Source organism: Chryseobacterium indologenes, from assembly GCF_018362995.1.
Lineage (GTDB): Bacteria > Bacteroidota > Bacteroidia > Flavobacteriales > Weeksellaceae > Chryseobacterium > Chryseobacterium indologenes_G.
On sequence record NZ_CP074372.1, the window covers coordinates 4452867 to 4477585 of the forward strand.

At 36.1% G+C, this 24719-nt stretch carries 20 protein-coding genes; 15 read left to right on the forward strand and 5 right to left on the reverse strand.

What is annotated here, in order from left to right:
* Positions 1-2 precede the first annotated feature (2 nt).
* Together DYR29_RS20290 and DYR29_RS20295 are read left to right on the forward strand one after the other, a co-directional pair.
* Complete coding sequence (locus DYR29_RS20290; protein ID WP_213278274.1) at positions 3-1367, forward strand: CsgG/HfaB family protein; 1365 nt, start codon at positions 3-5, stop codon at positions 1365-1367.
* Positions 1368-1378: 11 nt separating this feature from the next.
* Complete coding sequence (locus DYR29_RS20295) at positions 1379-2890, forward strand: carboxypeptidase-like regulatory domain-containing protein (protein WP_213278275.1); 1512 nt, start codon at positions 1379-1381, stop codon at positions 2888-2890.
* A 272-nt stretch (positions 2891-3162) separates the two neighbouring features.
* Here the strand turns inward: DYR29_RS20295 and DYR29_RS20300 are convergent, their stop codons facing one another.
* From DYR29_RS20300 to DYR29_RS20320, 5 genes are all read right to left on the reverse strand, one after another.
* The gene (locus DYR29_RS20300; RefSeq protein WP_249413548.1) at positions 3163-3813 is read right to left on the reverse strand and encodes a response regulator transcription factor; all 651 of its coding nucleotides are present in this window, start codon (positions 3811-3813) and stop codon (positions 3163-3165) included.
* 224 nt (positions 3814-4037) lie between these two features.
* Positions 4038-4505: an OsmC family protein gene (locus DYR29_RS20305; protein WP_213278276.1), complete on the reverse strand. Its 468-nt coding sequence runs from the start codon at positions 4503-4505 to the stop codon at positions 4038-4040.
* 195 nt (positions 4506-4700) lie between these two features.
* Entirely contained in the window at positions 4701-6260 is a 1560-nt protein-coding gene (locus DYR29_RS20310; RefSeq protein WP_213278277.1) for an Rne/Rng family ribonuclease, read from the reverse strand.
* Positions 6261-6626: 366 nt separating this feature from the next.
* Positions 6627-6917: an HU family DNA-binding protein gene (locus DYR29_RS20315; RefSeq protein ID WP_002984212.1), complete on the reverse strand. Its 291-nt coding sequence runs from the start codon at positions 6915-6917 to the stop codon at positions 6627-6629.
* 318 nt (positions 6918-7235) lie between these two features.
* Positions 7236-7907 (reverse strand): response regulator transcription factor, encoded by a 672-nt coding sequence (locus DYR29_RS20320; RefSeq protein WP_047424429.1) that lies wholly within the window; start codon positions 7905-7907, stop codon positions 7236-7238.
* 179 nt (positions 7908-8086) lie between these two features.
* Here DYR29_RS20320 and tssO point away from each other — a divergent pair, with 179 nt between their 5' ends.
* The 13 genes from tssO to tssD (DYR29_RS20385) all read left to right on the forward strand — a co-directional run bounded on the left by tssO (position 8087) and on the right by tssD (DYR29_RS20385) (position 24716).
* Positions 8087-8623, forward strand: coding sequence for a type VI secretion system TssO (gene tssO / locus DYR29_RS20325; protein WP_213278278.1), 537 nt, complete (start codon positions 8087-8089; stop codon positions 8621-8623).
* Positions 8624-8634: 11 nt separating this feature from the next.
* Entirely contained in the window at positions 8635-9159 is a 525-nt protein-coding gene (locus DYR29_RS20330) for a type VI secretion system transmembrane protein TssO (protein ID WP_047424433.1), read from the forward strand.
* Positions 9160-9207: 48 nt separating this feature from the next.
* The gene (locus tag DYR29_RS20335) at positions 9208-10119 is read left to right on the forward strand and encodes a PKD domain-containing protein (protein WP_213278279.1); all 912 of its coding nucleotides are present in this window, start codon (positions 9208-9210) and stop codon (positions 10117-10119) included.
* A gap of 45 nt (positions 10120-10164) precedes the next feature.
* Positions 10165-12570 carry a type VI secretion system protein TssR domain-containing protein gene (tssR, locus tag DYR29_RS20340; protein WP_213278280.1) on the forward strand — a complete coding sequence of 802 codons (2406 nt, stop codon included), beginning with the start codon at positions 10165-10167 and terminating at the stop codon, positions 12568-12570.
* A 429-nt stretch (positions 12571-12999) separates the two neighbouring features.
* On the forward strand, positions 13000-13407 hold the full coding sequence (tssD, locus tag DYR29_RS20345) for a type VI secretion system tube protein TssD (protein ID WP_047424439.1): 408 nt from the start codon (positions 13000-13002) through the stop codon (positions 13405-13407).
* Between the two features lie 167 nt (positions 13408-13574).
* Positions 13575-15503 carry a type VI secretion system Vgr family protein gene (locus DYR29_RS20350; RefSeq protein ID WP_213278281.1) on the forward strand — a complete coding sequence of 643 codons (1929 nt, stop codon included), beginning with the start codon at positions 13575-13577 and terminating at the stop codon, positions 15501-15503.
* A 9-nt stretch (positions 15504-15512) separates the two neighbouring features.
* On the forward strand, positions 15513-17360 hold the full coding sequence (locus DYR29_RS20355; RefSeq protein ID WP_213278282.1) for a hypothetical protein: 1848 nt from the start codon (positions 15513-15515) through the stop codon (positions 17358-17360).
* A 70-nt stretch (positions 17361-17430) separates the two neighbouring features.
* Positions 17431-18609: a hypothetical protein gene (locus DYR29_RS20360; protein ID WP_213278283.1), complete on the forward strand. Its 1179-nt coding sequence runs from the start codon at positions 17431-17433 to the stop codon at positions 18607-18609.
* Positions 18610-18715: 106 nt separating this feature from the next.
* A complete protein-coding gene (locus tag DYR29_RS20365; protein WP_213278284.1) occupies positions 18716-19387 on the forward strand; it encodes a hypothetical protein in 672 nt (223 codons plus the stop codon).
* Between the two features lie 259 nt (positions 19388-19646).
* Positions 19647-22142, forward strand: a complete 2496-nt coding sequence (locus tag DYR29_RS20370) for an ATP-dependent Clp protease ATP-binding subunit (RefSeq protein ID WP_213278285.1) — start codon at positions 19647-19649, stop codon at positions 22140-22142.
* Between the two features lie 58 nt (positions 22143-22200).
* The gene (locus DYR29_RS20375) at positions 22201-23067 is read left to right on the forward strand and encodes a lytic transglycosylase domain-containing protein (RefSeq protein WP_213278286.1); all 867 of its coding nucleotides are present in this window, start codon (positions 22201-22203) and stop codon (positions 23065-23067) included.
* Positions 23068-23420: 353 nt separating this feature from the next.
* Positions 23421-23837, forward strand: coding sequence for a type VI secretion system tube protein TssD (tssD, locus tag DYR29_RS20380; RefSeq protein ID WP_047424455.1), 417 nt, complete (start codon positions 23421-23423; stop codon positions 23835-23837).
* A gap of 465 nt (positions 23838-24302) precedes the next feature.
* Positions 24303-24716: a type VI secretion system tube protein TssD gene (gene tssD / locus DYR29_RS20385; RefSeq protein ID WP_213278287.1), complete on the forward strand. Its 414-nt coding sequence runs from the start codon at positions 24303-24305 to the stop codon at positions 24714-24716.
* Positions 24717-24719 lie beyond the last annotated feature (3 nt).

Below are 24719 nucleotides of genomic sequence, written 5' to 3' on the forward strand. Positions count from 1 at the left end.
CCATGACAACCTACACTTACACCAGAATCTTTTTCTGTAGTTTCCTGCTATGCATTCTGCAGGCTTGTAGTTCAATATTTGGTTTACCTTCGGATCCCGAAAAACCAACGATGGGAGAGGTTACTTCCTCTACCGCAGAATTGAAAAATCTTCCCCTTCCTAAAGAAAAAATTGTAATAGGGGTCTACAAATTCCGGGACCAGACCGGCCAGTATAAACCTTCCGAGAACGGAAACAACTGGAGCACGGCAGTCCCTCAGGGAACCACCACTATTCTTATCAAAGCACTGGAAGACAGCCATTGGTTTATCCCTATTGAAAGGGAAAACATTGCCAATCTTCTCAATGAAAGACAAATCATCCGTTCCACAAGACAGGAATACATAAAGGATGCAGATAAAAACAGTCAGGCACTTCCACCTCTTTTGTATGCCGGAATTCTTCTTGAAGGCGGCGTAATCTCCTATGACAGTAATATTCTCACCGGAGGACTTGGAGCAAGATATTTCGGAATCGGTGCTTCCACACAATACCGCCAGGACAGAATTACTATTTACCTTCGTGCTGTCTCTACCCTTAACGGAGAAATTCTTAAAACAGTTTATACCTCTAAAACCATTCTTTCAACCAGCGTCAACGGAAGCTTCTTCAGATATATCGATACAGAAAGACTTCTGGAAGCTGAGGTAGGACTCACCCAAAATGAGCCCGTTCAGCTTGCTGTCACCGAGGCTATTGAAAAAGCTGTAAAATCTCTTATCGTAGAAGGAATAAGAGACAAAATATGGGGAAAAGCAGTGGATTCCAGTGGAGGATATCAAAGTTTAATCGATGAATATAACAGAGAACAGGAGCAAAACGATGGAAGAGCAATAGGTGGAAAATATCCAGAAAACTACAGACAGAAAGTTTCCATATTCGCCAATGTTGAAGGGCAGAAAGTGAAAGATGATTATGTAGACTCTAAAATGAATGTCGGAGGTAAAATAGGATTTAAATATTTCCTTACCCCTTACCTGAATATGGAAGTGAACGGCAGTTACTTTACTCTTGAAAATTCAAATATTGTGAAAAGAAACTATTTCGGTCCCGAAGTGAATCTGGAATATATACTTTTCCCTAAATACAGATTCAGTCCATACGTGTACGGTGGGGCAGGAGCCATGTATTCAAAATATAAACCTCAATATAAAGCACAGTTCGGGGGAGGGCTGGAATATATGATCAGCCGGAATGTTTCACTGAGAGCTTCAGCCCAATATGACCTGGGCTTCAAAGACGACTGGGAAGGCCTTATAAACGGAAAAAGGAAAGATCAGGCTTTACGCTTCGGTATAGGAATCAACTTTTACTTCGGAAACAAATAAAAACACGAATTATGAAAACTTTAATTAAAATACTCAGCATATTCATCTTTGCTTTTTGTCTGTTTTCATGCAATGAAGACCTTGTAGAACAGGCTCAAACAGGAACATTAAAAGGGAAAGTTGTAAAAAGAGGCAGTAATGTGCCGCTTTCCAATGTGAAAATCTTTACCAATCCTACAACGCAAACGGTTTTCAGTGGTACAGACGGTTCCTTTGAAATTGCAGCCATGCCCGTAGGCAATTATTCAGTAAAAGCAGAGCTTTCAGGATATATTACCAGCTTTCAGTCTGTCAATATACAGAATCAAAATCAAGTGGTAACAGCAGTTTTTGAGATGGATGACGACACCTCATTGAATTCTCCTCCCGCTACGCCACAGTTGCTAAGTCCGATAGATAACGCAGTCAATCAACCTTTGAGCGTCGAATTAACCTGGAGCGCAACAGATCCGGATACAGCGGATGTTTTAAAATACAGTTTGGCAATTAAAAATAATCTTGACACTAATGTGATTCAGGTTAATGATTTGACAGCTAATCATTATACGCTTTCAAATCTGAAGTTTGGTGTAAGTTACTTCTGGCAGGTGTCTGTTTCGGACGGCATTCACCAGCCAGTTTTAAGCTCAATCAGTAAATTCACCACCAATACGGTACCGGCCAACAGGTATCATTATACACAAAAACAGAATGGAAACTTTGTTATTATCTCCAGTGATGATCAGGGAAATAATTTCCAGTTTACCAGTTCTTCCTACAACAGCTGGCGGCCACGTAAGAACAATAATGCAGGCCTCATTGCTTTCCTTCGTACAGAAGGCGGAAGTACTCATATTTATACAGCCAATCCTGACGGTTCCAATCCTTTTAAAGTAACAACGGTGGCTGTGGCAGGTTTTAATAATTATGAAATGGATTTTGCCTGGAGTACAAATGGTAAAGAGCTTATTTATTCTAACTTCAATAAACTATACAGGATCAATAAAGATGGCAGTGGTCTGAGTCTGGTATATACTACCCCGGACGGAAGCATGATATCCGAATGTGACTGGAGTTATGACGGTAGTAAAATAGCGTTGAAAACCAACGATTATAACGGTTATAATACGAAGGTTTATGTTATAGATATGACAGGAAGTGTCCTTAAAACTGTTTTGTCCGGTTCGCCGGGAGCCAGCGGTGGACTGAATTTCTCCGTAGACGGACAGCTTCTTCTCTTTACCCGTGATGTCTCAGGATATCTTGATGGAAGCGGAAATTACAGACAACTGGATTCACATATTTTCATTTACAATCTGGCTACAGATGCCATAAGTGATATCTCTGCCGAAAGCGAAAAAGTGATGGGAACCAATGATCTTGATCCAAGATTCTCACCGAATAATGCACAGATCATTTTTATGAACACTTCCAATGATAATATTTCGCAGAGAAATGTAATGGTCATTGATCTTAACAGTAGTTTGACAGATCTTACCCGAACATCGCTTTTCAGCAACGGTGAGATGCCGGATTATGAATAAGGTTCAAGGTTTTAAAGTTTAAAGTTTAAAGTTTAAAGTTCCAGGTTGTGAGCCGGAGATTAGAAATTTGGGTTGTTTGTAGATAAACAATAAGGTCAAAGTTATATAAGCTTTTTCATCGCTCAATTTCTGATCTCTAAGTCTCACTTCTCATCTCACAATGAAAAAGAATTATTAAGTTACGCCTGCTTCTGGCAATTAGAACGAATTCAGGCATAAAAAAATTCCAGACTGTAAAGTTTGGAATTTTTTTGCGTTTTCATGGGAGAATTTCAGTCGATAATATGGTTCTCAATAGCATATTTTACAATTCCGACTGAGTTTTTCGCATTGAGTTTCAAAAGAATTCTTTTTCGGTGTGTTTCTACCGTATTGATACTGATAAAAAGTTTTTCAGAGATGTCTTTACTGCTGCAACCATCGCAGATCAGTTTAAGGATTTCCATTTCACGGCGGGTGAGGGGTTCTTTAATGTGGGGATTTTGTTTTTCTTGTTCGCTGCTGATGAAATTTATCATTTTTTCCTTTGCATGATCACTGATATAGATTTCATTAAGGAGCAAGACATTAATGGACTTCAGGAACTCGTCATAGGTGCAGTTTTTGTCCAGATAACCCTTGATGCCTTTGTTGAAGAGCTTCCGCATATCTATCACGTCATAAGAGCTTCCTATGACAATGATTTTGGTGTTTTTATGTTGAGAAATAATGCTTTCTACCAATTTGCAGATTTCTGTAAGCATGAGCATATTGGAGCTCATGACAAGCATTTCCGATGGTTCTTCTTTTAAGTGTTGGGAGAGGGTTTCTAAAGAATTACAAATGTCAATGGTGCTGAAAATTTTGCTTTGTGTAAGCAGTCTTGATAATCCCTCTGTATACAGCATGGGTTCATCAAAAATGGTCAATCTTGGTTTCATCATGGTCTGTTTTATTTATATAAAAATATGAAAAAAACTTTATATTTTAAGTAAAATTGTTAAATAATTTTAATTTATATTGTTTTTATCACTAGTAAAATGTTATTTTTGTTAACTATTCAATAAATAATTCTCTATTTGTGGAATTTTTGCTAAATAATTTAGAGTTATTGTTGTTAAAATGTATTATACATCATTGTTACATGATGTTATTTTGTTTTTAAAATTTATTTAACTAACGTGGTAGGGATATGTTTAACAGGAAAGTTAACTGAGTTGGCAATGAAGCAAAATTGATTTGCTTTATGATGAAGCTGTTCTGCTTTTTCAACCATTGATTTTTCTGCAACTGTTACTTTGGGATGCAAGGTTGCTTCCGTAAAATGACCGCTTCCGCTGGCTGTTTCTTCCATGGTACCAGTAGCTTCATCAGTATATTCTGTTACAATAATACCGGCTTCAGAACAGAAGTGCAGATACCAGAGCATATGACAGGAGGAAAGGGAAGATAAAAGCATTTCTTCCGGATTGTATTTTGTTCTGTCACCACGAAATGCCGGATCAGATGAACCTTCTATAACAATTTTGTTTTCTGCTGAGATCCTGTGGCTTCTTTCGTATTCCTTATATCCGCTGGTTCCTGTTCCTTGATTGCCTGTCCATTGGATAGTCGTTTTGTAATGGTGTTTTTTCATGTTTTAAAGATAAAAGATAAAAGATAAAAGATAAAAGATAAAAGATAAAAGATAAAAGATCTTGTCGTAAAATTCAATAGGGGTGGGCTTTAACCCAGCCTACATATACAAAAAACATCCATTGGCTTTAGCCAAAAGGTATAACAAGAAAAGATAATAAAAAAACCTCCAGTACAACTGAAGGTCTTAAATTTTTTAATTAGAGAATTCTATTAATTCTTCTTTTTTGGCATTGTAGATTTTGTATTCTAAATATTTAAAAGAATCTCTTGGAACAATGGTTACCCATTTTTTGTATTTGATAAACCATTTCATTTGGATGCTTTTGATGCCTTTGGTAAGGTAGGCTTCCACAAACGGGTGTACATGCAGGTAGATTTTTCCTTTTTCTTTCTGCAGGATGGTTCTTAAGGTTTCACCCATTCTTTCCACGATAACAATAGGAGCTACAATTTCTCCGTCTTTGTTAGGGTTTTCTTCTTTGGTGTCGATCTGTTTTTCCGGACGGTTTCTTTGTCTGGTAATCTGGATCAGTCCAAATTTACTTGGAGGAAGTATTTTGTGGCGAGCTTTGTCGCGCTTCATTTCCTCTTTGAGATGCTCGTAAAGATCTCTTCTGTGATCAGAATTCGGCATGTCTATGAAATCGATTACGATGATACCTCCCATATCGCGGAGGCGAAGTTGTCTTGCGATCTCAGTAGCAGCCATTTTGTTCACTTTCAGTGCATGTTCTTTATTGACAGCTGTTCCGGTGGTAATATTGTTACCGGAGTTAACGTCAACGACGTGAAGTGCTTCTGTGTGTTCAATAACAAGATAAGCGCCTTTGGAACTTGGAATGTTAACGTGTTTTCCGAAGCTCTGTTTAAGCTGTTTTTCAACATTGTAATATTCCAGAAGAGGAATATGGGAATCATAAAACTGGACAATATTTTTCTTTTCAGGTGCAATTACTTCCACGTAATTTGTCATTTCGTTCACCATTTGCTCATCATCGCAGATGATATTAACGAAATCCTGATTAAAATTGTCTCTTAAAATAGCTGAAGCTTTGTCTTCTTCGCTTAAAACTTTAGATGGAACTTTATTTCTCTGGATATTTTTAAAAGTGGTTTCCCATTTTTGAACCAGCTGGTTCATGTCATTATGAAGATCCGCAACTTTTTTTCCTTCGGCTACTGTTCTGATGATAACCCCGAAACCTTCAGGCTTGATGCTGTCGATAAGGGTTCTCAATCTTTCCTTTTCTTCGAAGCTTCGGATCTTTTTAGAAATAGAAACTTTATTGTCGAAAGGGATCAGAACCAGAAAACGTCCTGTCAGAGAGATTTGGGTAGAAATTCTTGGGCCTTTTGTAGAAATGGGCTCCTTAGTGATTTGCAGCAGAACGATATCGTCTTTGGCGATCACTTTATCTACCGTTCCATTTTTGTCTATTTCGGGTTGTATCTCGAAATTCTTTAAGCTTGAAGTGCTTTGTTTTTTAGAAATAGTATCTTTTAAAAACTTTCTGTATGTAAGATACTGAGGTCCCAGATCCTGGTAATGCAGAAATGCATCCTTATCATATCCGATATTCACGAATGCTGCATTCAGATTGGGTGCCAGTTTTTTTACTTTTCCTATAAACAGATCTCCAACTATAAAATCGCTTTTGTCCTCTTGCTCATGAAGTTCACATAGTCTTCCGTCTTCCAGTAATGCAATCTTTGTAAGATCATCTTCATGCGAAACTATTAGTTCTTTCTTCATTTTTTAATAAGATAAAATTGTTAAGATTATAGGAATGGGATGTTTTTCTGATTAATTCATCTATTAAATATAAGGATTTTGGATGAAAACCATTATATGTTTATTAAAATAATATTTGAAACCATCCGTTTTCCGCGGAATCTTATAGTTGCAAACAAAAATATAGTTAGTGAACTTTAAGAATTTAAATCCACCAACTATATTATTATATTGTAAATCTCGAAAAGAGGAGATTATTTTTTCTTATGTCTGTTTGCTCTTCTTCTTTTCTTTCTTTTGTGAGTCGCAACCTTGTGTCTTTTTCTTTTCTTTCCGCTTGGCATAATTTTAATTTTTTAGTAACTAGTTAATATTCAGTTAATGTTCTTATTTTACTGCAACTTTAGTTTTTACTTTCTCAACAAAAGATTTTGAAGGTTTGAAAGCAGGAATGTTATGAGCAGGAATCTCAATTGCAGTGTTTTTAGAAATATTTCTTCCTGTTTTAGCAGCTCTTGTTTTAATGATAAAAGATCCAAAACCTCTTAGATAAACGTTATCCCCATTATACATAGAAGTTCTGATCTCCTGCATAAAAGCTTCTACAACTTTCTGTGTTTCATTCTTTTCTGTTCCCAACTTATTTGAGATGGTGTTTACCAATTCTGCCTTTGTCATTTCCTTATTTTAATTTTAAATTTTAGGTGTGCAAATTTAGTTAAAAAAATTGAATACTAGCAAATTAGTGGCAAAATATTTTTATTCAAATCGTTGAGCTTTTTATGTATATGCTATATTAAGGCAGGGTAGCAATAATTTAACAATAAAATAATCTAACGGTATAAAGGTACAAAAAAATTAATGAACAAAATTTAATAAACGGCGGTAGCGATACCTTTGGCAGGGTTTTCTTACTTATATTAAGTGTTTATAAACCCTCCTCAGCTTCCACCAGTTAGCCGGAATTTTAAATTTTCAAATCTGAAATCAGAATTTTTATAAACTGGAATTGTAATAGCCGTTTTCTACGCAGAAACGGATAAGGTGGAGCTTGGTTTTCAGTCCCAGCTTTTCTGTAAGCCGGTTAATGTAAGTGTCAATAGTTCTTGTACTCAGGTTAAGTTTTTCTGCAATTTCTTTATTGCTGAATCCCTCATAACAGAATCTCATCAGCTGTATTTCAGCCGGAGAAAGTTCTTCCTGACCTTTTTTCTGCCTGTCCATATATTCCTGTACTGCAAGTGGCTGCTGCTCCCATTCTTTGGAATAGGTTTGGTAATCAAAGTCTTCAGAAGTAATGCTTCCCTTAATGATATCTTTTATAATGGTGCTTTTTTTCTGACAGTAATAGGTATTGGGGATTTTTGAAAGAATTTCAGCCATATCTTCCTGGTAGGTGCCGGAATAGGTGATAATAGGGGTTTCCGTATTGTTTTTCCGGATATATTTAATCGCTTCAATTCCGCTTAAAACGGGCATAAATAACTCAATGATGAACACATCCTCCTGCCTTCTGTAGATTCTGTTTACCAGCTCGTGCCCATTGTTACAGTCATTCAGAAGCATATAGAAAGGATTCTCCATGAGTGTTTTGATCATTATTTTTTTAAAATAAAAATCACTGTCAGCAATAGAAAAACGTACGGTATTAGATAATATTTTACTCATTCTTAATATCGATTTGGCGAATGATATTTAAAATTTAGAGGTCTAATTTATGAAAAACTTATCAAAGTGAAAATTAATATTAATTTAATCAGGGTTTTCACGAAATAGGCCTGGGGAAATTACGTATTGTGCATAAAATTTTTTTTTTATATTTTCACAGGCCAAACAAATCGCAAATTATGTCTTCTAACAGGGAAAAAAAATTAAACAAATCTGACGTCAGAATAGGCATTTGGAAGTTTATTCTGTCTTTTGTCGTTTTGTCGGTTGTAACTTTTGCGTGCTTATTTCTCTTCTTTAAGAGTTATGATATACAACGTGAAGGAATCAGCCGGGAAGCTGAAGCCTATAAAGAACTGATGCTTCGAAGCGACGTGCTGAAAGATCACATTGATGAAATTTATGACAAAATGAACCAGCTTAGTATTAATAAGGTGGAAAATGACGTGTTCCTCAGAACCAGCATTATGGATAACGTGAGAGATGCCAAAAATATTATGGGCAAAGACAGTGCACAGAGCTTTAAGCACTATGCTGTACTGATGAAGCAGATAGTGCCTATGATGACTTTAAAGGCTAAGATCATTGAAGTGGAATATAAGAAGAAAACCGTTTTAAGAGATCTGGATGAATGTATGGGTAAAATAAAAGTGACCAATAACGAGCTTAGAAAAGACCCTACAAGAAATTTCACAGGAAGTAAAAGAAGAAGATAAAAAGAAAAGATATGCAAGGACAAATCACATTATCGAAGAAAGAAAGGCATTATCAGTTTTTTTATTTAATACTGATGCTTGTGACTGCTATGTTATTTTTAGGAGTGATATTTTTAAAAGGATTTGTATCTCCTTTTTCTGATGAAGACGTGAGAGGAATTCAGAATCTTGAACAGAAAGCTGAATTTGAGCATCATCAAAAAATCGTTATCCCAATCATGGACAGTACTTATACCATGATCACAAAACTTACTGATGACGGCCCACAGCCTTTTGTAGAAAATAATATTCAGCTGGGAGTTAATGATCTTAACAGCTATTTCAGCAGTACTGATGTTGTTGATATCAGAAAAGATGCTTATCCTCAGATTGCAAAATTCTATAAAATGTACTTTGATGACAAAAAAGTAATTTCAACTACTTCAGAAGATATTAAAGTTTTTCAGAAACAGGTGGATGAGTGCAGAATCGGATTTAAGGACAAGCAAAATAAGCTTTATCAGCGTGAGCAGGATCTGAAAGCGAGAGTACAATAAGTAATAAATACTAGGAACTTTATATAAAACACATCACAATTATTAACTATGAATTATTTTCAAAAGAACAAGAAAAACATTATTATCGGTGTTGTTGCAACTTTGCTCATCGCAGCATTAGTTGCTCTATGGCTGCAGAAAAAAGTTATCCATTCAGCCGATGATATTGTTGGGGTGGTTTATCCGTCTTCACTGGCGGTAGGAGACACGCTTTTATTCGAAGATAAAACCCAGTTTGCGAAAACCAAAAGATGGAATTTCGGAGATGGTACAACTTCAGATAAAAACAGCGGGATTCACTTCTATAATAAACCGGGGTACTATCAGGTGAGTTTGATCGTTGACAACAAGTATACGAAATCTTTCCCTGTAATGGTAAGCGCAAGAAGCGTTCAGAAAGCAAAAGATACCGCAAAATCAGCGACTAGTATCGAAGCAGTAGCTCAGGCTATGCAAAATGAAAGCGTATCTTTCCGTGCCATTTCTGATGCAAAAGTGTTTGCATGGAAATTCGGAGAAACAGGAAATACAGATTCTAAAGATAAATTTACAATCTATTCTTATAAAAAACCCGGAGATTATGTGGTAACGCTATACACTGAAGAAAGTCAGGAGCCTATTTATCACCATATTAAGATCCTTCCGGCTTATGATGCACTTGCAGAAGAGGAAGTTTCAGTAGAAGATTCTTACGCAAGAGTAGATAATGATTTCAAATATCACCTTCAGCAGATTGCCAATGGAAACAGTTTCAATATGCATTACAATTACCTGTTGAAAACCTATCTGTGTAACAATGAAAATACAGTAGTAAAGGTAAATGACAGCAAAGTGAACAACTTCTACATGTACTGTGCCGGTCTTCAGTTTGACAAAAACACGGTGATTCAGACTGTAAAGGTGAACCTTGATGATAAACAGGAGTGTGTAACGAAAGTAGAAATCAACCAAAGCAAATAATATCATCCGGTTTACGGATGCGCCAATCATTAAAGATAAAATAGGATGAAAAATAAATTTCCTCTAGCAGCATATTATATAGGGTTATCAGTATTATTGACGAGTTGCCAGGTAAAACTGCCGTCAAAGAAAACCCCGGAACCGTCGCAGTACGGACAGGTGGATGCTTCCCCTGTCGTTAACGGTTATCCTAAAAAGTCAGCTCCATGGATCGTTATTTCAGACAGATCGAGAAATACGGCTTATCTGGATAAAGATGATGAGAAATCTTACAAGGAAGTAAAATTCCTTGAACCTCTGATGGTTTTAAAACATAGAGACGGAATGGTAAAAGTGGCGGAATATGTTCCGGATGCTTTAATGAAAAAAGTTTCGTCAAAATCTATCAAAACATATGGATGGATTCCTGAATCTGAACTTCTTCTTTGGAACAATGCTTTAAAAAGTGAAAAAACAGGATATCCTGTGAGAGTTGCCGTAGTACCAAGTAACAGCGAAGTTATCAAAAACGCTGAAAGATACTATAAGAACGACTCTATTATGGTGTTTAATTCACCAAGCCTTATTGAAACAGCTAATGTAAAGATTCCGAATGGACAAATTGTTTATGTCTACAAACAGGCTGAAAACAACAAGCGATTTTTAGTAGGTAAAAAACCTTCAATTGATATAGACAGCATCGGCAAAGGACTTTACGGATGGGTAAGTTCTAACGTGATTTCCAGCTGGGGAGAGCGCTCTGCGATCAAACTGAAAAATACAACAGGAATCAACGATTCTTCTTTAGGGATCTATGAAGGATATCCGGGAGGATCTGGATCTGATGCTGAAAATAAAAAAGCAGTTCTTCTTACAGATGTTAACAAAAGAACGCCGCTTGAGAATATCTTTCCTGTAAATCTCCCATTGGAACAGGCTCCAACTCCGGATTCAAAAACAAAATATTTCACCAATATTTTAGATTACAGCAAGAACTTTGTATCGAATGTATTGGGTGAACCTATTTATTTTGACCGCTACAGAGAAATCACGGAAAGAGATAAAAATATTAATATTGTCTTTGCGCTGGACGTAAGTGCAGGAAATGCTCCTTATGCGCCTATCGTAAAATCATTACTGCAGGATCTTCAGCTTAGATTTGAGAAACCATCTTATTTTAACAATGTTAAATATGGAGTGGTGCTGTACAAAAATAACCCTTGCGGGGAAAATATTTCTGTATCCAACCTGAGTGCAGACTACAGTAAAATGACAACGTTCATTGATCAGAAAACGAATGAGATGAACTGTGCAAGCAATAGCGGTTATCAGCCGGTTGGTGAAGCTCTTACCGCAGCAGGAAACCTTCTTTCCAGCGTACCTGATGAAACCAATATTGTGGTGACTGTAGGAACTTCTGCCAATCAAAGCGGAAATATGTACAGTGTGATCAGCTCACTTACTCAGGCTCAGGCAAGACTGATTATGTTCCAGACGAGTGCAAGATCATCAGATACCTACAATGATTTCGTATTGATGGCAGAAAATGTTGTTACCAATACAGCTAAAAATATTGCTGAACTTAAAAAGCAAAAGATCATCAATCAATATGATGTTCTTACCAAGAATAACTTCAGTCTGGTAGAAGGAGATGCCGGATTCTTCTCATTGGCTTACCCTAAACAGAGTATGTCTCAGGGATTTGTTATTTTCCCTAAAAAAGGGGATATTACGACTCCAGGGTTCCTGAAAAAATCTGTTGACAGCCTTATTTCACAGGTTACTTTAGACAATCAGAATATTGATAAATCACTTAATGAATATTTCCATTCATCAGTAGGAGCAGGAAAAACAGATGTTGATGTAAAATACAAATATCTGTATCCGGGTCTTACCAATCCGGTTTCTGCAGGAATTGCGGCACAGCTGATCAACTACGGAAGCCCATTCCTTGTAAAAGGATACATTCCGAAAGATCTGAAAGATTATACTCCGGGAATAGAAAAAGGTATCCTTATTTCTGAAGCGGAATATGACAACCTAAAAGCTTTCTATACCGAAGTATACAGAAATACTCAGGCAGACCGTCCGGATTTTAATCAGGCAAGAGCAGTGAAAGAATATGTGAAGCTTCTGAAAAAGTATAACCCAACTATAAAATTCCTGGACAAAGGAGCTCTTTATGAGCAGCCAATGTCTTATGCTATTGGAATGAGTACAGGATTTGATCTTTCCGAAGAAGAACTGATGGCTAAGTACAAACTGAAAGGTTGGAAAAAATCAAAAGTTGTTCCTAGTGAGACTGTGAAAAACTATTTCTATCACTACAAAAATTTAGCAGACAGAATGCTTGCCAACAGAAACAACCCAGCTGTAAAGATTCAGCAAAACGGACAGACTTTCTACTGGCTTAATGAATACTTTACGCCGTCAAGAATTCCGACAGAACAACCGGAATATACAAAGCACTAAAAATTCATTTTATCATATCAAAAAGCAGAAGTACATCCTTCTGCTTTTTTTGTGCCCCAAAACCGGAAGTGAAAAAGGTGAAACACTTAAACCTCAAACTTTAAACCTTGAACTTTAAATCTTGAACCCAAAATTCACAGAAAAGCGAATTGCCCATTCATAATTCACCTTTAATTTACCAATTATCTCTCGCTATAGTGTAAAAATAATTTTTATCTTAAAAATGGGATTTAGTCTAAAATACTGTATTGGTGGCGGTTGTGTTGTTGTGTGTAAATCTATTGTCGTAGAATTACGACAAGAAATCGTAGAACTACTACAATTTCTCAGATTTATATTGAAAAGTTTTTTTTAGCGGAAAAGAGCCTCTATATTTGCTAAACAATCACTGAATCACAAAATATTACTAACGATTAAAATTTACTAATCATGGCCGAAAGAAATTCAAGAGGAATCTTAAAATTCAACAACGGTGAAGGACAGAAGCTGTTAAAAATGAACTACAGCGTATCCAGATCTACAGACGTATCAGGACGTGTAGCATCAGATCCTTCTAACGCACTTATTAAAGTAACAGTAGAAGCTACTGAAAAATCTGATATTCTTGAAAGCTTGCTGAATGGTAAATACAAGCCAACAGTAGGAGAAATTACATTCAACAAATCTCATGAAGAAGGAACATTGATCACTTTGAAATGGGAGAACGGATATGTAATTCAACATCAGGTTGATTTTGATGCAATAGACAGTAACAGCATGCTGATCAGCTTCGTAATAAGTGCAGAAACTATTGACTACGGTACTTCTCAGTATGCTGGTCTTTGGCCTTCAAGCTAAAATTTACACACATTATCAACATTCATAAGAAAAAAGACTGTCCCTTTTAAAGGCGGTCTTTTTTTGCCTGATGAAAACTTATACCAGAAAATTTTACTCTAACATGCTTATATAACCTCTGTTATATAAAATATTGTTATCTTTAATCAAACACAAACACAAAGCATATGAAAACCGAATCAAAGACAAAAGGATCTTCCTTCCGTCCGTCACAGAATGCAGACGGGATATCCGAGAATCATCATGCAGGAATCAACCGGCTGGTTAAATTGTCACTGGTTGTGGAAGGTAAAATTATTAAGTACTACAAACACTTCACTCTTAAACAAAAGGCTAGCCATCATCACGAATTCAGTCTTACCCTTGCCCATGACGCATTAGGGGGCAGACAGAGCCACACTCTTGAAGAAGCTAATAAATTTTTAGGGAAGCGACTTACAGCCGTTATTTCTTACAAAGATATTGAGAAAAGCCCTGAAAGAAACTTTGTCGGAATTATTACTAAAGTGGGATTCAGTCAGGAAAAAATGAGTCTCGGAAATATTGTACTTTCCGGATACAGTCCTACCATTTTACTGGATGGAGCTCCGCATATCCAGAGTTTTGGCGGCGGACACCCCGTTAATATGGGAATTATAGCTGAAGAAGTAATCAAACAAGGAATTGATAAAGAACGGTTTGATATAAGAATTGATACAAATGATTATTCTCAGATCATTTACAGCAGCCAATACAATGAAACCCATTATAATTATCTGGCAAGAATGGCAGAAGCTTATGGGGAACAATTCTATTATGATGGTGAGGTATTGCACTTCGGAAAACTTCCTCCACAGAATAAACCTATCAAACTGCTCTATGGCAGCAATGCAGATAACATTAGGGTAGAATTAAAAGCTGTACATACGAAACCTCAATACTATGGCTATAACAGTAGCAAAAACGAAAAACTGACTTCCGGAGAAACTCCTGTAAGTCATTTGAGCGATCTTGCCAATACCGCATACACCCATAACGATAAAATCTATAAAACCCCGGCACTTCAGGTTGCTCCTATTAAAGCAACAACGCATCTGGATGTTGAACATTCTCAAAGAAGCACTTCAGGCAGCGAAGCGGTAAACGTATTTTCCGTTTCCGGTTCTACAACAGTTCCCTTTTTACACCCGGGATGTGTGGCGGATATTTATATGAGAAAACCGGACAGCAATGAAACCTCCTATTTTACCAAAGTGATGGTAACAGAAGTTGTTCATGAAATTGATACAATCGGACATTATTCAGGAACTTTTGAATCTATTGCTGCGGATACTGGTTTTTTACCCAAACCGGAATTCAATGTGCCTGCAGCACAGCCACAGATCGCAACCGTAATTTCAAATACCGATCCGGAAGGACAGGGAAGAGTTCAGGTGAGATTTGACTGGCAGATGAATGATACCACCCATTTTGTCCGTGTAATGAGCCCCGATGCAGGAGGAACAGATCAGATAACCCAAAATCGAGGGTATGTGGCCATTCCTGAAGTAGGAGACCAGGTAATGGTCAATTTTGTTCACAGTCATCCCGACAGACCTTTTGTCATGGGAGGAATGTTTCACGGTGGAATAGGCCTTGGAGGTGGTGCAGACAACCGTGTAAAATCTATACAAACACGAAGTGGCCACAGAATCGTTTTCACAGAAGATGAAAGCATCATTATTACAGATAAAAGTGGTAATGAGATTCATCTGGATACGACGGGAAGCAATATTAATATTACGGCACCGGAAACCATTAATATTAATGCAAAAAATATAAACATAAGTGCTTCAGAGAATATTACTTCTACTGCCGGATTAAATATTACCGAAGGGGCTGGAGTAAATCATATGAGCACCGCAGGAGGGATGATGATGCAGAATGCGGTATTGGATTATTCTTTAATGGCAGCTAATATTTTGAAAGTAGCAAAAGGAGATATCTCTTCTGAATCAACAAACGTGAAAAGAAATGCAACTAAAGATATAGAAGTTATTTCTGCTGAGGGCACCATTCATCATAATGCCCAGAAAGAAGTTAAAAATAATAGCGGAGAAAAAGGAGCTAACTATTAATCTGATATCATGGGAAATATTACAGAAATAGCAGGCGGAAAGATATCTGAATTATCAACCCAGGAGATTGAAAATAATGCCGGAAACTTTATAAGCAATTTTGCTCCGGGATTCGTTAAACAAAAAGGAGATCAGGCAGGCGTTACTTACGCAAACCCTCCGGGAGATGAAAGAAAAGTTAAAAACTCAATAAAAGGACTGGCTATTTTTCGGAGAAAAAGTAATTATGTTAATAAACCGGAGTTTGGATTTGATTGGTATGCCGGAGAAAATTATGAGACATCCTATACCGAACCACTTAATTATGAAAGTCTGGTGTTAGACGGGGTTGATAGCCTTAAAAAAGAATATGCTCCTCATTTAAAATACATTTCTTTAGGAGAATTTGGTTATATTAATGCAGGTTCTAACAGTGCGAAATCTGGTTTAAATATAAATGGAAAACCCTATTATGTTCCTTGGTTTTCTGGTTTTGCAAAAGATGAATCTGATAATAACAAGAGCTATGAGCTTGAAGTTTTTTTCAATATTGAAGAACCTGTTGAAGGAAGAATCGAAATAGATAGTGGGAATGAAGGGATAGAATTAGAATTTACTGATGAAAGTAGTTCTGGTTTTGAGATTTCTGAAAGTACTCCAAACAAGTTTAGTAAAAATATTAAAATAACATTTTTAGATTATATAACGGAACATACATGTATAATCATTACGTTTCATAAAAAGTCTGAAGAGGAAAAAGCCGAAGAAAAACAATGGAAGGAAGACAAGGCTGCAGGGAAAACAGTTAGTTCAATGCCAACTATTTATATAACTGCAGGTGAATTGATGGGAGTGCTTAATGTGTATAACAATAGCATCGAATATGATTTAAATGTCCGTTATGTAAAAGTTCACTTTAAGGGGTGGATCAAAGTGGATGGATATGATGAGAAAATATATCTGTCAAAAAGAAACGGGACCGCCACACCTGATTATTTTGAAGATAAAGATATTATTAAAAGACAGCAGAAGCTCCAGAAACAAAAAGCTGATCTTGAAGCCGAATTGGCAGAGGTACAAAGTGGTAAAACAGGCTGGTTCAGCAGTAGCGAAGAAACATTGCTGAAGAAAATTGCAGAAAAAGAAGAAGCTATTCTTAAAATTGATATTCAGAATAAAGCGAGATTAAAAATAAACCAGGATCTGAATGCCTATGAATTTAATACCTTAGAAACTAAATTTAGCAGTTCATTTCTAAAAACCTATGAACAAAAGATTAAAGATACGTTTGCTCAGACATTAAGTCATTTCAAAATAGATAAGGATGAGTATATGGAGGTAGATTTTGATGATATGGATGATGACTTATATTTGAAAAAAAATGGTGCTACCTGGGAATTAATGGAAGACGGAATATTTTCTGATAAAGGAGATGCAGGATATGTTCAAAATTATTTAGAAAAAATATACAGGAAAAATAATCCTGATTATGAAGATACCATTGTATTTTTTGTTCCTTTTGATATAGATGATTTATTTGGTAAATCTGAAAGTATATTTGCAGAAGCTGATAATGTAATTGTAGGACCTGCTATCATGGCGAAAAAAGACTGGATAACGATCCCTCATGAAGTTGCCCACTCTTTAGGCCTGGCTCATTCTTTCCCTGATATGGGATCCAATAAATTTGCGGGCTTTGTTGAAGATGTCTTCAAATCAGGACATATGTTTAAAAAAGGGACAACAGAAAATGTAATGGATTATATTTATGGAGATGTACTGATCACTTTTTGGAAGTGGCAGTGGGATAGAATTCATAAAGACACAGACGATATGAAAGCAATAGATAAATCGAAAAAAAATGAAACTGAAAAATAAGAAGTCAATCATCTTTAAGATGTTAGTTTTTATTGGCATAGTAATAAGTTGTCATTCAAATAGTCAAAATATGCAGGAATATAATAAAGAGGTTGAGAAGTTTAATATTAAAGAGCTGTACCCAAATCAGAAAATTGCTTATGAAAAGAATGGAGATGTTGTATTGTTTTACACAGCTGGCAAACAGCATGAAATATACGCGAAGGTTGATCTGAAATCGCAAGTTTTTGATATACAAAATTCAAAATTTCTGAATACGGATGACCTGCTGCAGATTAGCCATCTCAAATATTTTTCTCCCAGAAAGTATTCTACCTTTTATAAATATCCTATTGGAAGAAGTGGAACCGCAGGAGGTGATTTTTTTACACTCATAGAATTTAATGAACTTGGACTTATTAAAAGTATCGAAAAAAATCTCCCGGATGCTAAAAACAAATATTTATATCACTACAATAAATATGGGCAGCTACTGAGGATAGCTGAAGATAAAATAGTAGACAAAATCCTGTTAGAGAATACATATGATGAAAACGGAAGGCTTATTTCTCAAAAGAAAGATACCAAAGATATACAGTCAGAAAGAGAATTTACTTATGATAAAAATGATCATATTCTAAAAGAAAACATAAAAGAAAAAGAAATAGCACCTAACGGCAAAGTAGTAAAAGATGAAGTTTATACTTTACTTTATCAATACAATAATAAAGGGCAAATCGCAAGGAAGTATACCGAAAATGAAAATCATATTGTTGAATTTCAGTATGACCCGGCGGGTAATGAACTTATGAGTGTTGTTGAATACAATGGTGCTCCAGATAAATCTGATGCTAAAAAATGGGTAAATCATTTTACGAAAACAACCTATAAGTATGCTAAAGATCAGATTGCCGAAGAGAAAAAGTATGAATATACGATTGTAAATGCTTCGGTTCTTATAGATAAAAAATGGACTCCAATAACTGTTGAGCAACAGAAAGCATTAGGCTGGAAAAAATTTAAAGAAGAATCTGAAACACCGCTGTCAGGAATTGAAAAAAACTATAAATACGAACCAGAGGCAATTACTACAGAAATCAATACTTACAATTTTTCCAATCACTTTAAAAATGGTAAAACAGAAATAAATAAAGAACTTACCAACGGTGAAAAAATCAAGTTTACACTGGATAATAATGGAAGAATAACCCAGAAAGAAATTAATAATACCCAAAAAAACACATCGGAAGTACAAGTGCTTTATTATTAGATTTCTGTAAATATATATATCTTCAACAACTCTAACTATTAAATAATCAATATAAAAACAGCTTTTCATAAAAGCATCTCATAAAACTAAATAACCTTCAACATCAATGAATAAAATCACGGATCACCTGAAATATTTCTCCAAGCTATCCGCAGCATTCATCCTCAGTATATTTAAAATTTATGCAATAGGGCTTATTTCTACTATCATTACCCTGGTATTGGGAATTTATATTTTATCTGATCGTTTAGGCCTATCAATAGGGCATACAGGAGCTATTGCATTTTTGATAACGACAATTAAGGCTAAACCTGTTTCAGCAAGTATTTTTTATCTGCTGATTATTATGGCTCCATTTTTAACCATTGTCTTTGCCTCAAAATATGCGATGTCTGTAGTGATCAGCAAGCTGCTTCAGGATCATTCCAAAACAATTGTAATCCCGTTTATTGATAAGGTGATTGGAATTTTTAAAGCCAAACAGCCAACCGTTATCCGTACAAGTGCTGATTTTGCAATAGCCAAAGTAAAACTTCTGAATGAATTCAAAAATAGTTCAGAAAACAAAATACTCAAACGTATTTTAGGGTATGCTTTAAATAAAATAAAGTTCGACGAATTGAATCTGGGAGATGATAATGCAGATTTTTCTGAAATTATAAAAACTACTCTGATTGAAAAACTGTATGAGCTAGCAGAACCTTCGGCCATGTTATTCTATATCTACATCGGACTTCAATGGTTCAGTTTGATTTTATTATACTTTTTGAATATATAAGAGAAAAAAGAGGGCTTAGGTGAGTAATTTATCACAAAACTTCACCATCAGAATTATATTGAAAAACAAAAAAACACCATTGTTACATCTCTAATTGAAGAATTAACTATCTTTATCTCGTTTAGAATAAAATAATTAATTTTAGCTACACAAAAATGACTTTTGAATCTCTTTGAGACAGGGATGAAAAATGTAGATCAAATACCATCAAATCTGAAGTACAGACAACAGCAAATATATTAATATAAGAAAATTATAAATGGGAGTACTAGTAACCAACGAAACCGTAAAGCAACTATTTCACATTGCTCAGTCGATAGCGAAGGAAAATTATAATGGAACCTATGGAGGCCCGCATATTCTGCAGGCTTTAATGCATAAAGATATCGGACTTAATGAATTTCTGAAAAGTATAGATAAAGATCCCGGCTATTTTTATGAATGGGCAGACGTCCGTATTGAAGAATACCCTAAAACAAATCATCTTCCCGATGAAGTGGGTCAGGATGATGCCATAGATACTCTTATTGAAGAAGCTGATGATATCCGTTTAAAATTGGGATTGGATGAGATTACCCCTATCTGTATTCTGACAGCAATTGTAAAACCACAGGTTGTATTCTCACTTCAGCAGCTGAAATCACTTCCGTTGAGAGAACATGAGATATTCAATCTATACAGAAAAGATACACCGTTTACCGTTTCAGAAGATGGTGATTTCTCATCATTATTTTCAAACGGTTCAGACTATTCAGACTCTTCTTTTCCTTCCATTAAAAGCTATTGTGTAGACAGAACCGCACAGGCAAGAAAAGGAGAAATTGAAAATATCATCGGCAGAGATAAAGAACTCAGAATGCTGGTAGAAATTCTTTGCCGCAGAAGCAAACCAAACGTGATCATCATCGGGGAACCAGGAGTAGGAAAAACTGCATTGGTAGAAGGATTTGCTACTGAAATTATCAAAGGAAATGTTCCTGAAATGCTTAAAAACGGTACCCTTTTGGAACTGGACACCGGAGCATTGCTAGCCGGAACTTCTTATAAAGGTGAAATTGAAGACCGTCTGAAAAAAGTAATCAATGAATGTAAGAAAATTGAAAAAGCCATTCTTTTCATTGATGAGATTCATACCCTTTTAGACCCGAAAGGAAGCATCGGAAACGTTGCCAACCTTTTGAAACCTGAGCTTGCCAGAGGTGAAATTACCGTAATTGGAGCTACTACCCAGGAAGAATACAGAAAAATTATAGAGCCGGAACAGGCTTTTAACCGTCGTTTCGAGGTTTTAACCGTGCATGAGCCGGATGAAAAGACTTGCGTGAAAATGATTGATGTTCTTCTTGAAGGCTACAAAAAACATCATGGTATTGAAGTCGAAAAAACTGCGATTCCGGAATGTGTACGTCTCGCTAAAAGATATGCAAAAGGTAAAAAATTACCCGATGCCGCTATTGATTTATTAGACAGAACAATGGCAGCCATCAAAATGCTTGATGAATTGTCAGAAAAAGAATTGAGCAGCTGGAAAGAAAGCTATGATGCTATTTTAGAAGAAGAATATACAGACAGCAAAGACAAAGCAGACGAGCTGATCTGGACTTATAATCTCCTGAGGGATAAAATAAGCCCGATTCTTTGGGGGTCGCTGAGTGAGCAGCCTGCCATTGACAACTCTATGCCGGTAGATCAGATTCAAAAGATTATTGAAGACACTTATGCCGAACTTCTGCAGCATGCTGCGAAGAAAAGAGAAAAAGTAGACAGACTTGAACTTGCCGCTGTAATGGCTGCGAAAACCAATATTCCAATCGGAAAGATCCAGGCTCAGGAAAAAGAAAAGCTTCTGAATATGGAATCTCTTCTGCTAAACAGAGTAGTAGGACAGGATCATGCATTAAAAATCCTTTCCGATGCTATTGTGGAAAACCGAAGCGGATTGAATAAACCAGGTCAGCCAATCGGGTCATTCTTCCTTCTGGGACCTACAGGAACAGGTAAAACAGAGCTGGCAAAATCAATGGCAGAGTTACTTTTCAATGATGAAAAAGCAATGGTGCGTTTTGATATGTCTGAATTTAAAGAAGAACATTCCGCAGCCTTATTATACGGAGCGCCTCCGGGATATGTAGGATACGAAGAAGGAGGTATGCTTGTCAATAAAATCAGACAACAGCCCTATACCGTTGTTTTATTTGACGAAATTGAAAAAGCCCACCACTCAGTTTTTGATGTGTTCCTTCAGATTATGGATGAAGGAAAAGTTCACGATAAATTAGGTAAAGAAGGAGATTTCAGCAATGCATTGATCCTGTTTACCTCCAATATCGGAAGTGAAGAAATTGTAAAACAGTTTGAAGAAGGAAAAGTTCCTGAATCATCTTCACTGATGCAGATTATGTCAAATTCAGGACGATTCAGACCTGAGTTTTTAGCAAGAATCACAGAGATCATTCCTTTTGCACCAATCACAGAATCTATTGCAGAAAGAATCTTCAATATTCAGCTGAAATCACTTCATACCTCATTGACAAGACTGGGAATCACTTTAAAAATCAGTGATGATGCAGTAAGAAACCTTGCATTAGGCGGATTCAGCAGCAAGTATGGAGCAAGACAGATCTCAGGAGTAATCCGTGCACAACTTGCCAGACCGATCTCTAAAATGATTGTCAGAGAAGAAGTAAAATCCGGCCAGGCCATTCATGTAGATTGGAATAAAGAGGAAGAAAAGCCAAGCTGGAAAGTAGATTAATTAGGAAGCGAAAGGGCAAAAAAATACATTTGCCTTTTTGCTTATAAATACAAAAAAAATGAAAACCATTGTCAGAAATATTTTTACAGGCTTACTATTATTGGGAACTGTTATCAGTGTAAACGGGCAGTTTCTTGCTGCTTCAGATACCTCAGAAAGCAGTGTGAGAAGATATAAGGGCATCATTAATGCCAATAAAGATCTTGTAGAATTTATTGAACAGTTACTCCTTCAGAAAGGACTTCCCAAGCATCTGAGAAACCTAGCCCTGATAGAATCCCATTTCGACAGAAATATTACTTCCGGAGCCGGAGCCGTGGGAATATGGCAGCTGATGACTGCACATGCCAACCAATACGGACTTACGGAACAAAATCGTACTGATGTTTATAAAAGTACGAAAACAGCGGTCATCTCATTAGCAAACCTTTATAAAAAATATAACAACTGGGTAACCGTTGTAGCTGCCTATAACTGCGGTGAAGGAAATATTGCCAAAGCGATGGAAGCTGCAGGCTCCTCTCAATATCACGAATTCTCTAAATACCTTCCCGGAGAAACCATTAATCATGTGAAGAAATACCTCAATGCATGTTATGCTACCGGAGAGCTTCAGAGTGTTTTAAGCAACTATAATTCTTCAAGGATCAACAAAGTTTTCTTTGAAGACGGAAACAGAAGAGTGATGGCTGCTGCGCTTTCAGAAACAGAAATCAATGCCGGATTCAATCTGAAAGTTGTCGCTGATGAACTTAAAGTGGATATGGATAAAATCCTCACCTGGAATCCAGGTATCGTAGAAGAGCTTCAGAAAAAAGGAGAAAGCCCTTTCTATCTGCCGGTTGACCTGATGCCGGATTTTCTGCTAAGAAAAAATAAAATACTGGTGCGCTCCATCAAAGAAGGAGCAAGTACTCAACAGTAGATAATTTCAGATACAACGAATAAAATAGCAATCGGTTTTTTAACTGATTGCTTTTTTTATTAAAAATTGATCTGTTAAAAAAAGGCCAATTTTATACTAAAAGAATCTTAATATTTCTCACTCAGGTGGAAAATTTTATTTTTTATCGTTGTTTTTCAATAAGTTGAAACCCTTTATTGGTGGTATTTTGAATTGATTTGTTAAATCCATTGTCGTAGAATTACGACAAGAAATCGTAGAACTACTACAATTTATCAGATTTATATTGAAAAGTTTTTTTTAGCAATAAAGAGCCTCTATCTTTGCTAAACAATCACCGAATCACAAAATATTAACGATCAAAATTTACAATCATGGCAGAAAGAAATTCAAGAGGAATCTTAAAATTCAACGGAGGAGAAGGACAGAAGCTGTTAAAAATGAATTACAGTGTATCCAGATCTACAGACGTATCAGGACGTGTAGCATCAGATCCTTCTAACGCATTGATCAAAGTAACAGTAGAAGCTACTGAAAAATCTGACATCCTTGAAAGCTTGTTAAACGGTAAATACAAGCCTACAAAAGGAGAAATTACATTCAACAAATCTCACGAAGAAGGAACATTGATTACTTTGAACTGGGAGAACGGATATGTAATTCAGCACGAAGTAGACTTCGATGCAATCGACAGCAACAGTATGCTGATCAGCTTCGTAATCAGTGCTGAAACCATTGACTACGGCACTTCACAGTATGCTGGACTATGGCCTTCTACAGGTAGTAATTAAGCCTATTCATCATCTTAGTAAAAATAAAATTGGTACAGAACAGTACACCCATCCGGGTATACTGTTCTGTTTTTTTATATAAGATCAAGACGTTTATGAAAATGCAAGAAATAATAAAGGTTTATAGTCTCAACCTGTACATGTTTATAGTGAATAAACAGACGGTTTTAATTCCTGTAAAATTACCTTTTCAACAATTTATTTCTCTTATTGGTGGGATAATTAATGAGTTTTTCTTATTTTTTGATGATGTTTAATGTGTTTATTTATAGTGTTTTATGTTTTGTTTTAAATCTTTTGTCGTAGAATTACGACATGAAATCGTAGAACTACGACACCAAATCGTATAATTACTACACTTTTTCATATTTCTGTTCAAATACTTTTTTTTCAAAACCAGGGGAGCTATCTTTGTTATATAATTATTGAATAACAATTTATTACTAACGACTAAAATTTACAATCATGGCAGAAAGAAATTCAAGAGGAATCTTAAAATTCAACAACGGTGAAGGACAGAAACTGTTAAAAATGAACTACAGTGTATCAAGATCTACAGACGTATCAGGACGTGTAGCATCAGATCCTTCTAACGCATTAATCAAGGTTACGGTAGAAGCTACTGAAAAGTCAGACATCCTTGAAAGCTTGTTAAACGGTAAATACAAGCCAACAGTAGGAGAAATCACTTTCAACAAATCTCACGAAGAAGGAACACTAATTACTTTGAAATGGGAGAACGGATATGTAATCCAGCACGAAGTAGATTTCGACGCAGTAGACAGCAACAGTATGCTGATCAGCTTCGTAGTCAGCGCTGAAACTATTGACTACGGTACTTCTCAGTACGCAGGACTATGGCCTTCTACAGGTAAATAATCC

Excerpts from the sequence above, each read along its gene's own strand:
- DYR29_RS20320 (WP_047424429.1), bottom strand. The coding sequence starts at position 7,907 with ATGAGTAAAATATTATCTAATACCGTACGTTTTTCTATTGCTGACAGT.
- DYR29_RS20375 (WP_213278286.1), top strand. The coding sequence starts at position 22,201 with ATGAAAACCATTGTCAGAAATATTTTTACAGGCTTACTATTATTGGGA.
- DYR29_RS20300 (WP_249413548.1), bottom strand. The coding sequence starts at position 3,813 with ATGATGAAACCAAGATTGACCATTTTTGATGAACCCATGCTGTATACA.
- DYR29_RS20365 (WP_213278284.1), top strand. The coding sequence starts at position 18,716 with ATGAATAAAATCACGGATCACCTGAAATATTTCTCCAAGCTATCCGCA.
- tssR (WP_213278280.1), top strand. The coding sequence starts at position 10,165 with ATGAAAAATAAATTTCCTCTAGCAGCATATTATATAGGGTTATCAGTA.
- DYR29_RS20310 (WP_213278277.1), bottom strand. The coding sequence starts at position 6,260 with ATGAAGAAAGAACTAATAGTTTCGCATGAAGATGATCTTACAAAGATT.
- DYR29_RS20370 (WP_213278285.1), top strand. The coding sequence starts at position 19,647 with ATGGGAGTACTAGTAACCAACGAAACCGTAAAGCAACTATTTCACATT.
- DYR29_RS20330 (WP_047424433.1), top strand. The coding sequence starts at position 8,635 with ATGCAAGGACAAATCACATTATCGAAGAAAGAAAGGCATTATCAGTTT.
- tssD (WP_213278287.1), top strand. The coding sequence starts at position 24,303 with ATGGCAGAAAGAAATTCAAGAGGAATCTTAAAATTCAACAACGGTGAA.
- DYR29_RS20295 (WP_213278275.1), top strand. The coding sequence starts at position 1,379 with ATGAAAACTTTAATTAAAATACTCAGCATATTCATCTTTGCTTTTTGT.
- DYR29_RS20355 (WP_213278282.1), top strand. The coding sequence starts at position 15,513 with ATGGGAAATATTACAGAAATAGCAGGCGGAAAGATATCTGAATTATCA.
- tssD (WP_047424455.1), top strand. The coding sequence starts at position 23,421 with ATGGCAGAAAGAAATTCAAGAGGAATCTTAAAATTCAACGGAGGAGAA.
- DYR29_RS20360 (WP_213278283.1), top strand. The coding sequence starts at position 17,431 with ATGCAGGAATATAATAAAGAGGTTGAGAAGTTTAATATTAAAGAGCTG.
- DYR29_RS20350 (WP_213278281.1), top strand. The coding sequence starts at position 13,575 with ATGAAAACCGAATCAAAGACAAAAGGATCTTCCTTCCGTCCGTCACAG.
- tssO (WP_213278278.1), top strand. The coding sequence starts at position 8,087 with ATGTCTTCTAACAGGGAAAAAAAATTAAACAAATCTGACGTCAGAATA.
- DYR29_RS20305 (WP_213278276.1), bottom strand. The coding sequence starts at position 4,505 with ATGAAAAAACACCATTACAAAACGACTATCCAATGGACAGGCAATCAA.
- DYR29_RS20315 (WP_002984212.1), bottom strand. The coding sequence starts at position 6,917 with ATGACAAAGGCAGAATTGGTAAACACCATCTCAAATAAGTTGGGAACA.
- DYR29_RS20335 (WP_213278279.1), top strand. The coding sequence starts at position 9,208 with ATGAATTATTTTCAAAAGAACAAGAAAAACATTATTATCGGTGTTGTT.
- DYR29_RS20290 (WP_213278274.1), top strand. The coding sequence starts at position 3 with ATGACAACCTACACTTACACCAGAATCTTTTTCTGTAGTTTCCTGCTA.
- tssD (WP_047424439.1), top strand. The coding sequence starts at position 13,000 with ATGGCCGAAAGAAATTCAAGAGGAATCTTAAAATTCAACAACGGTGAA.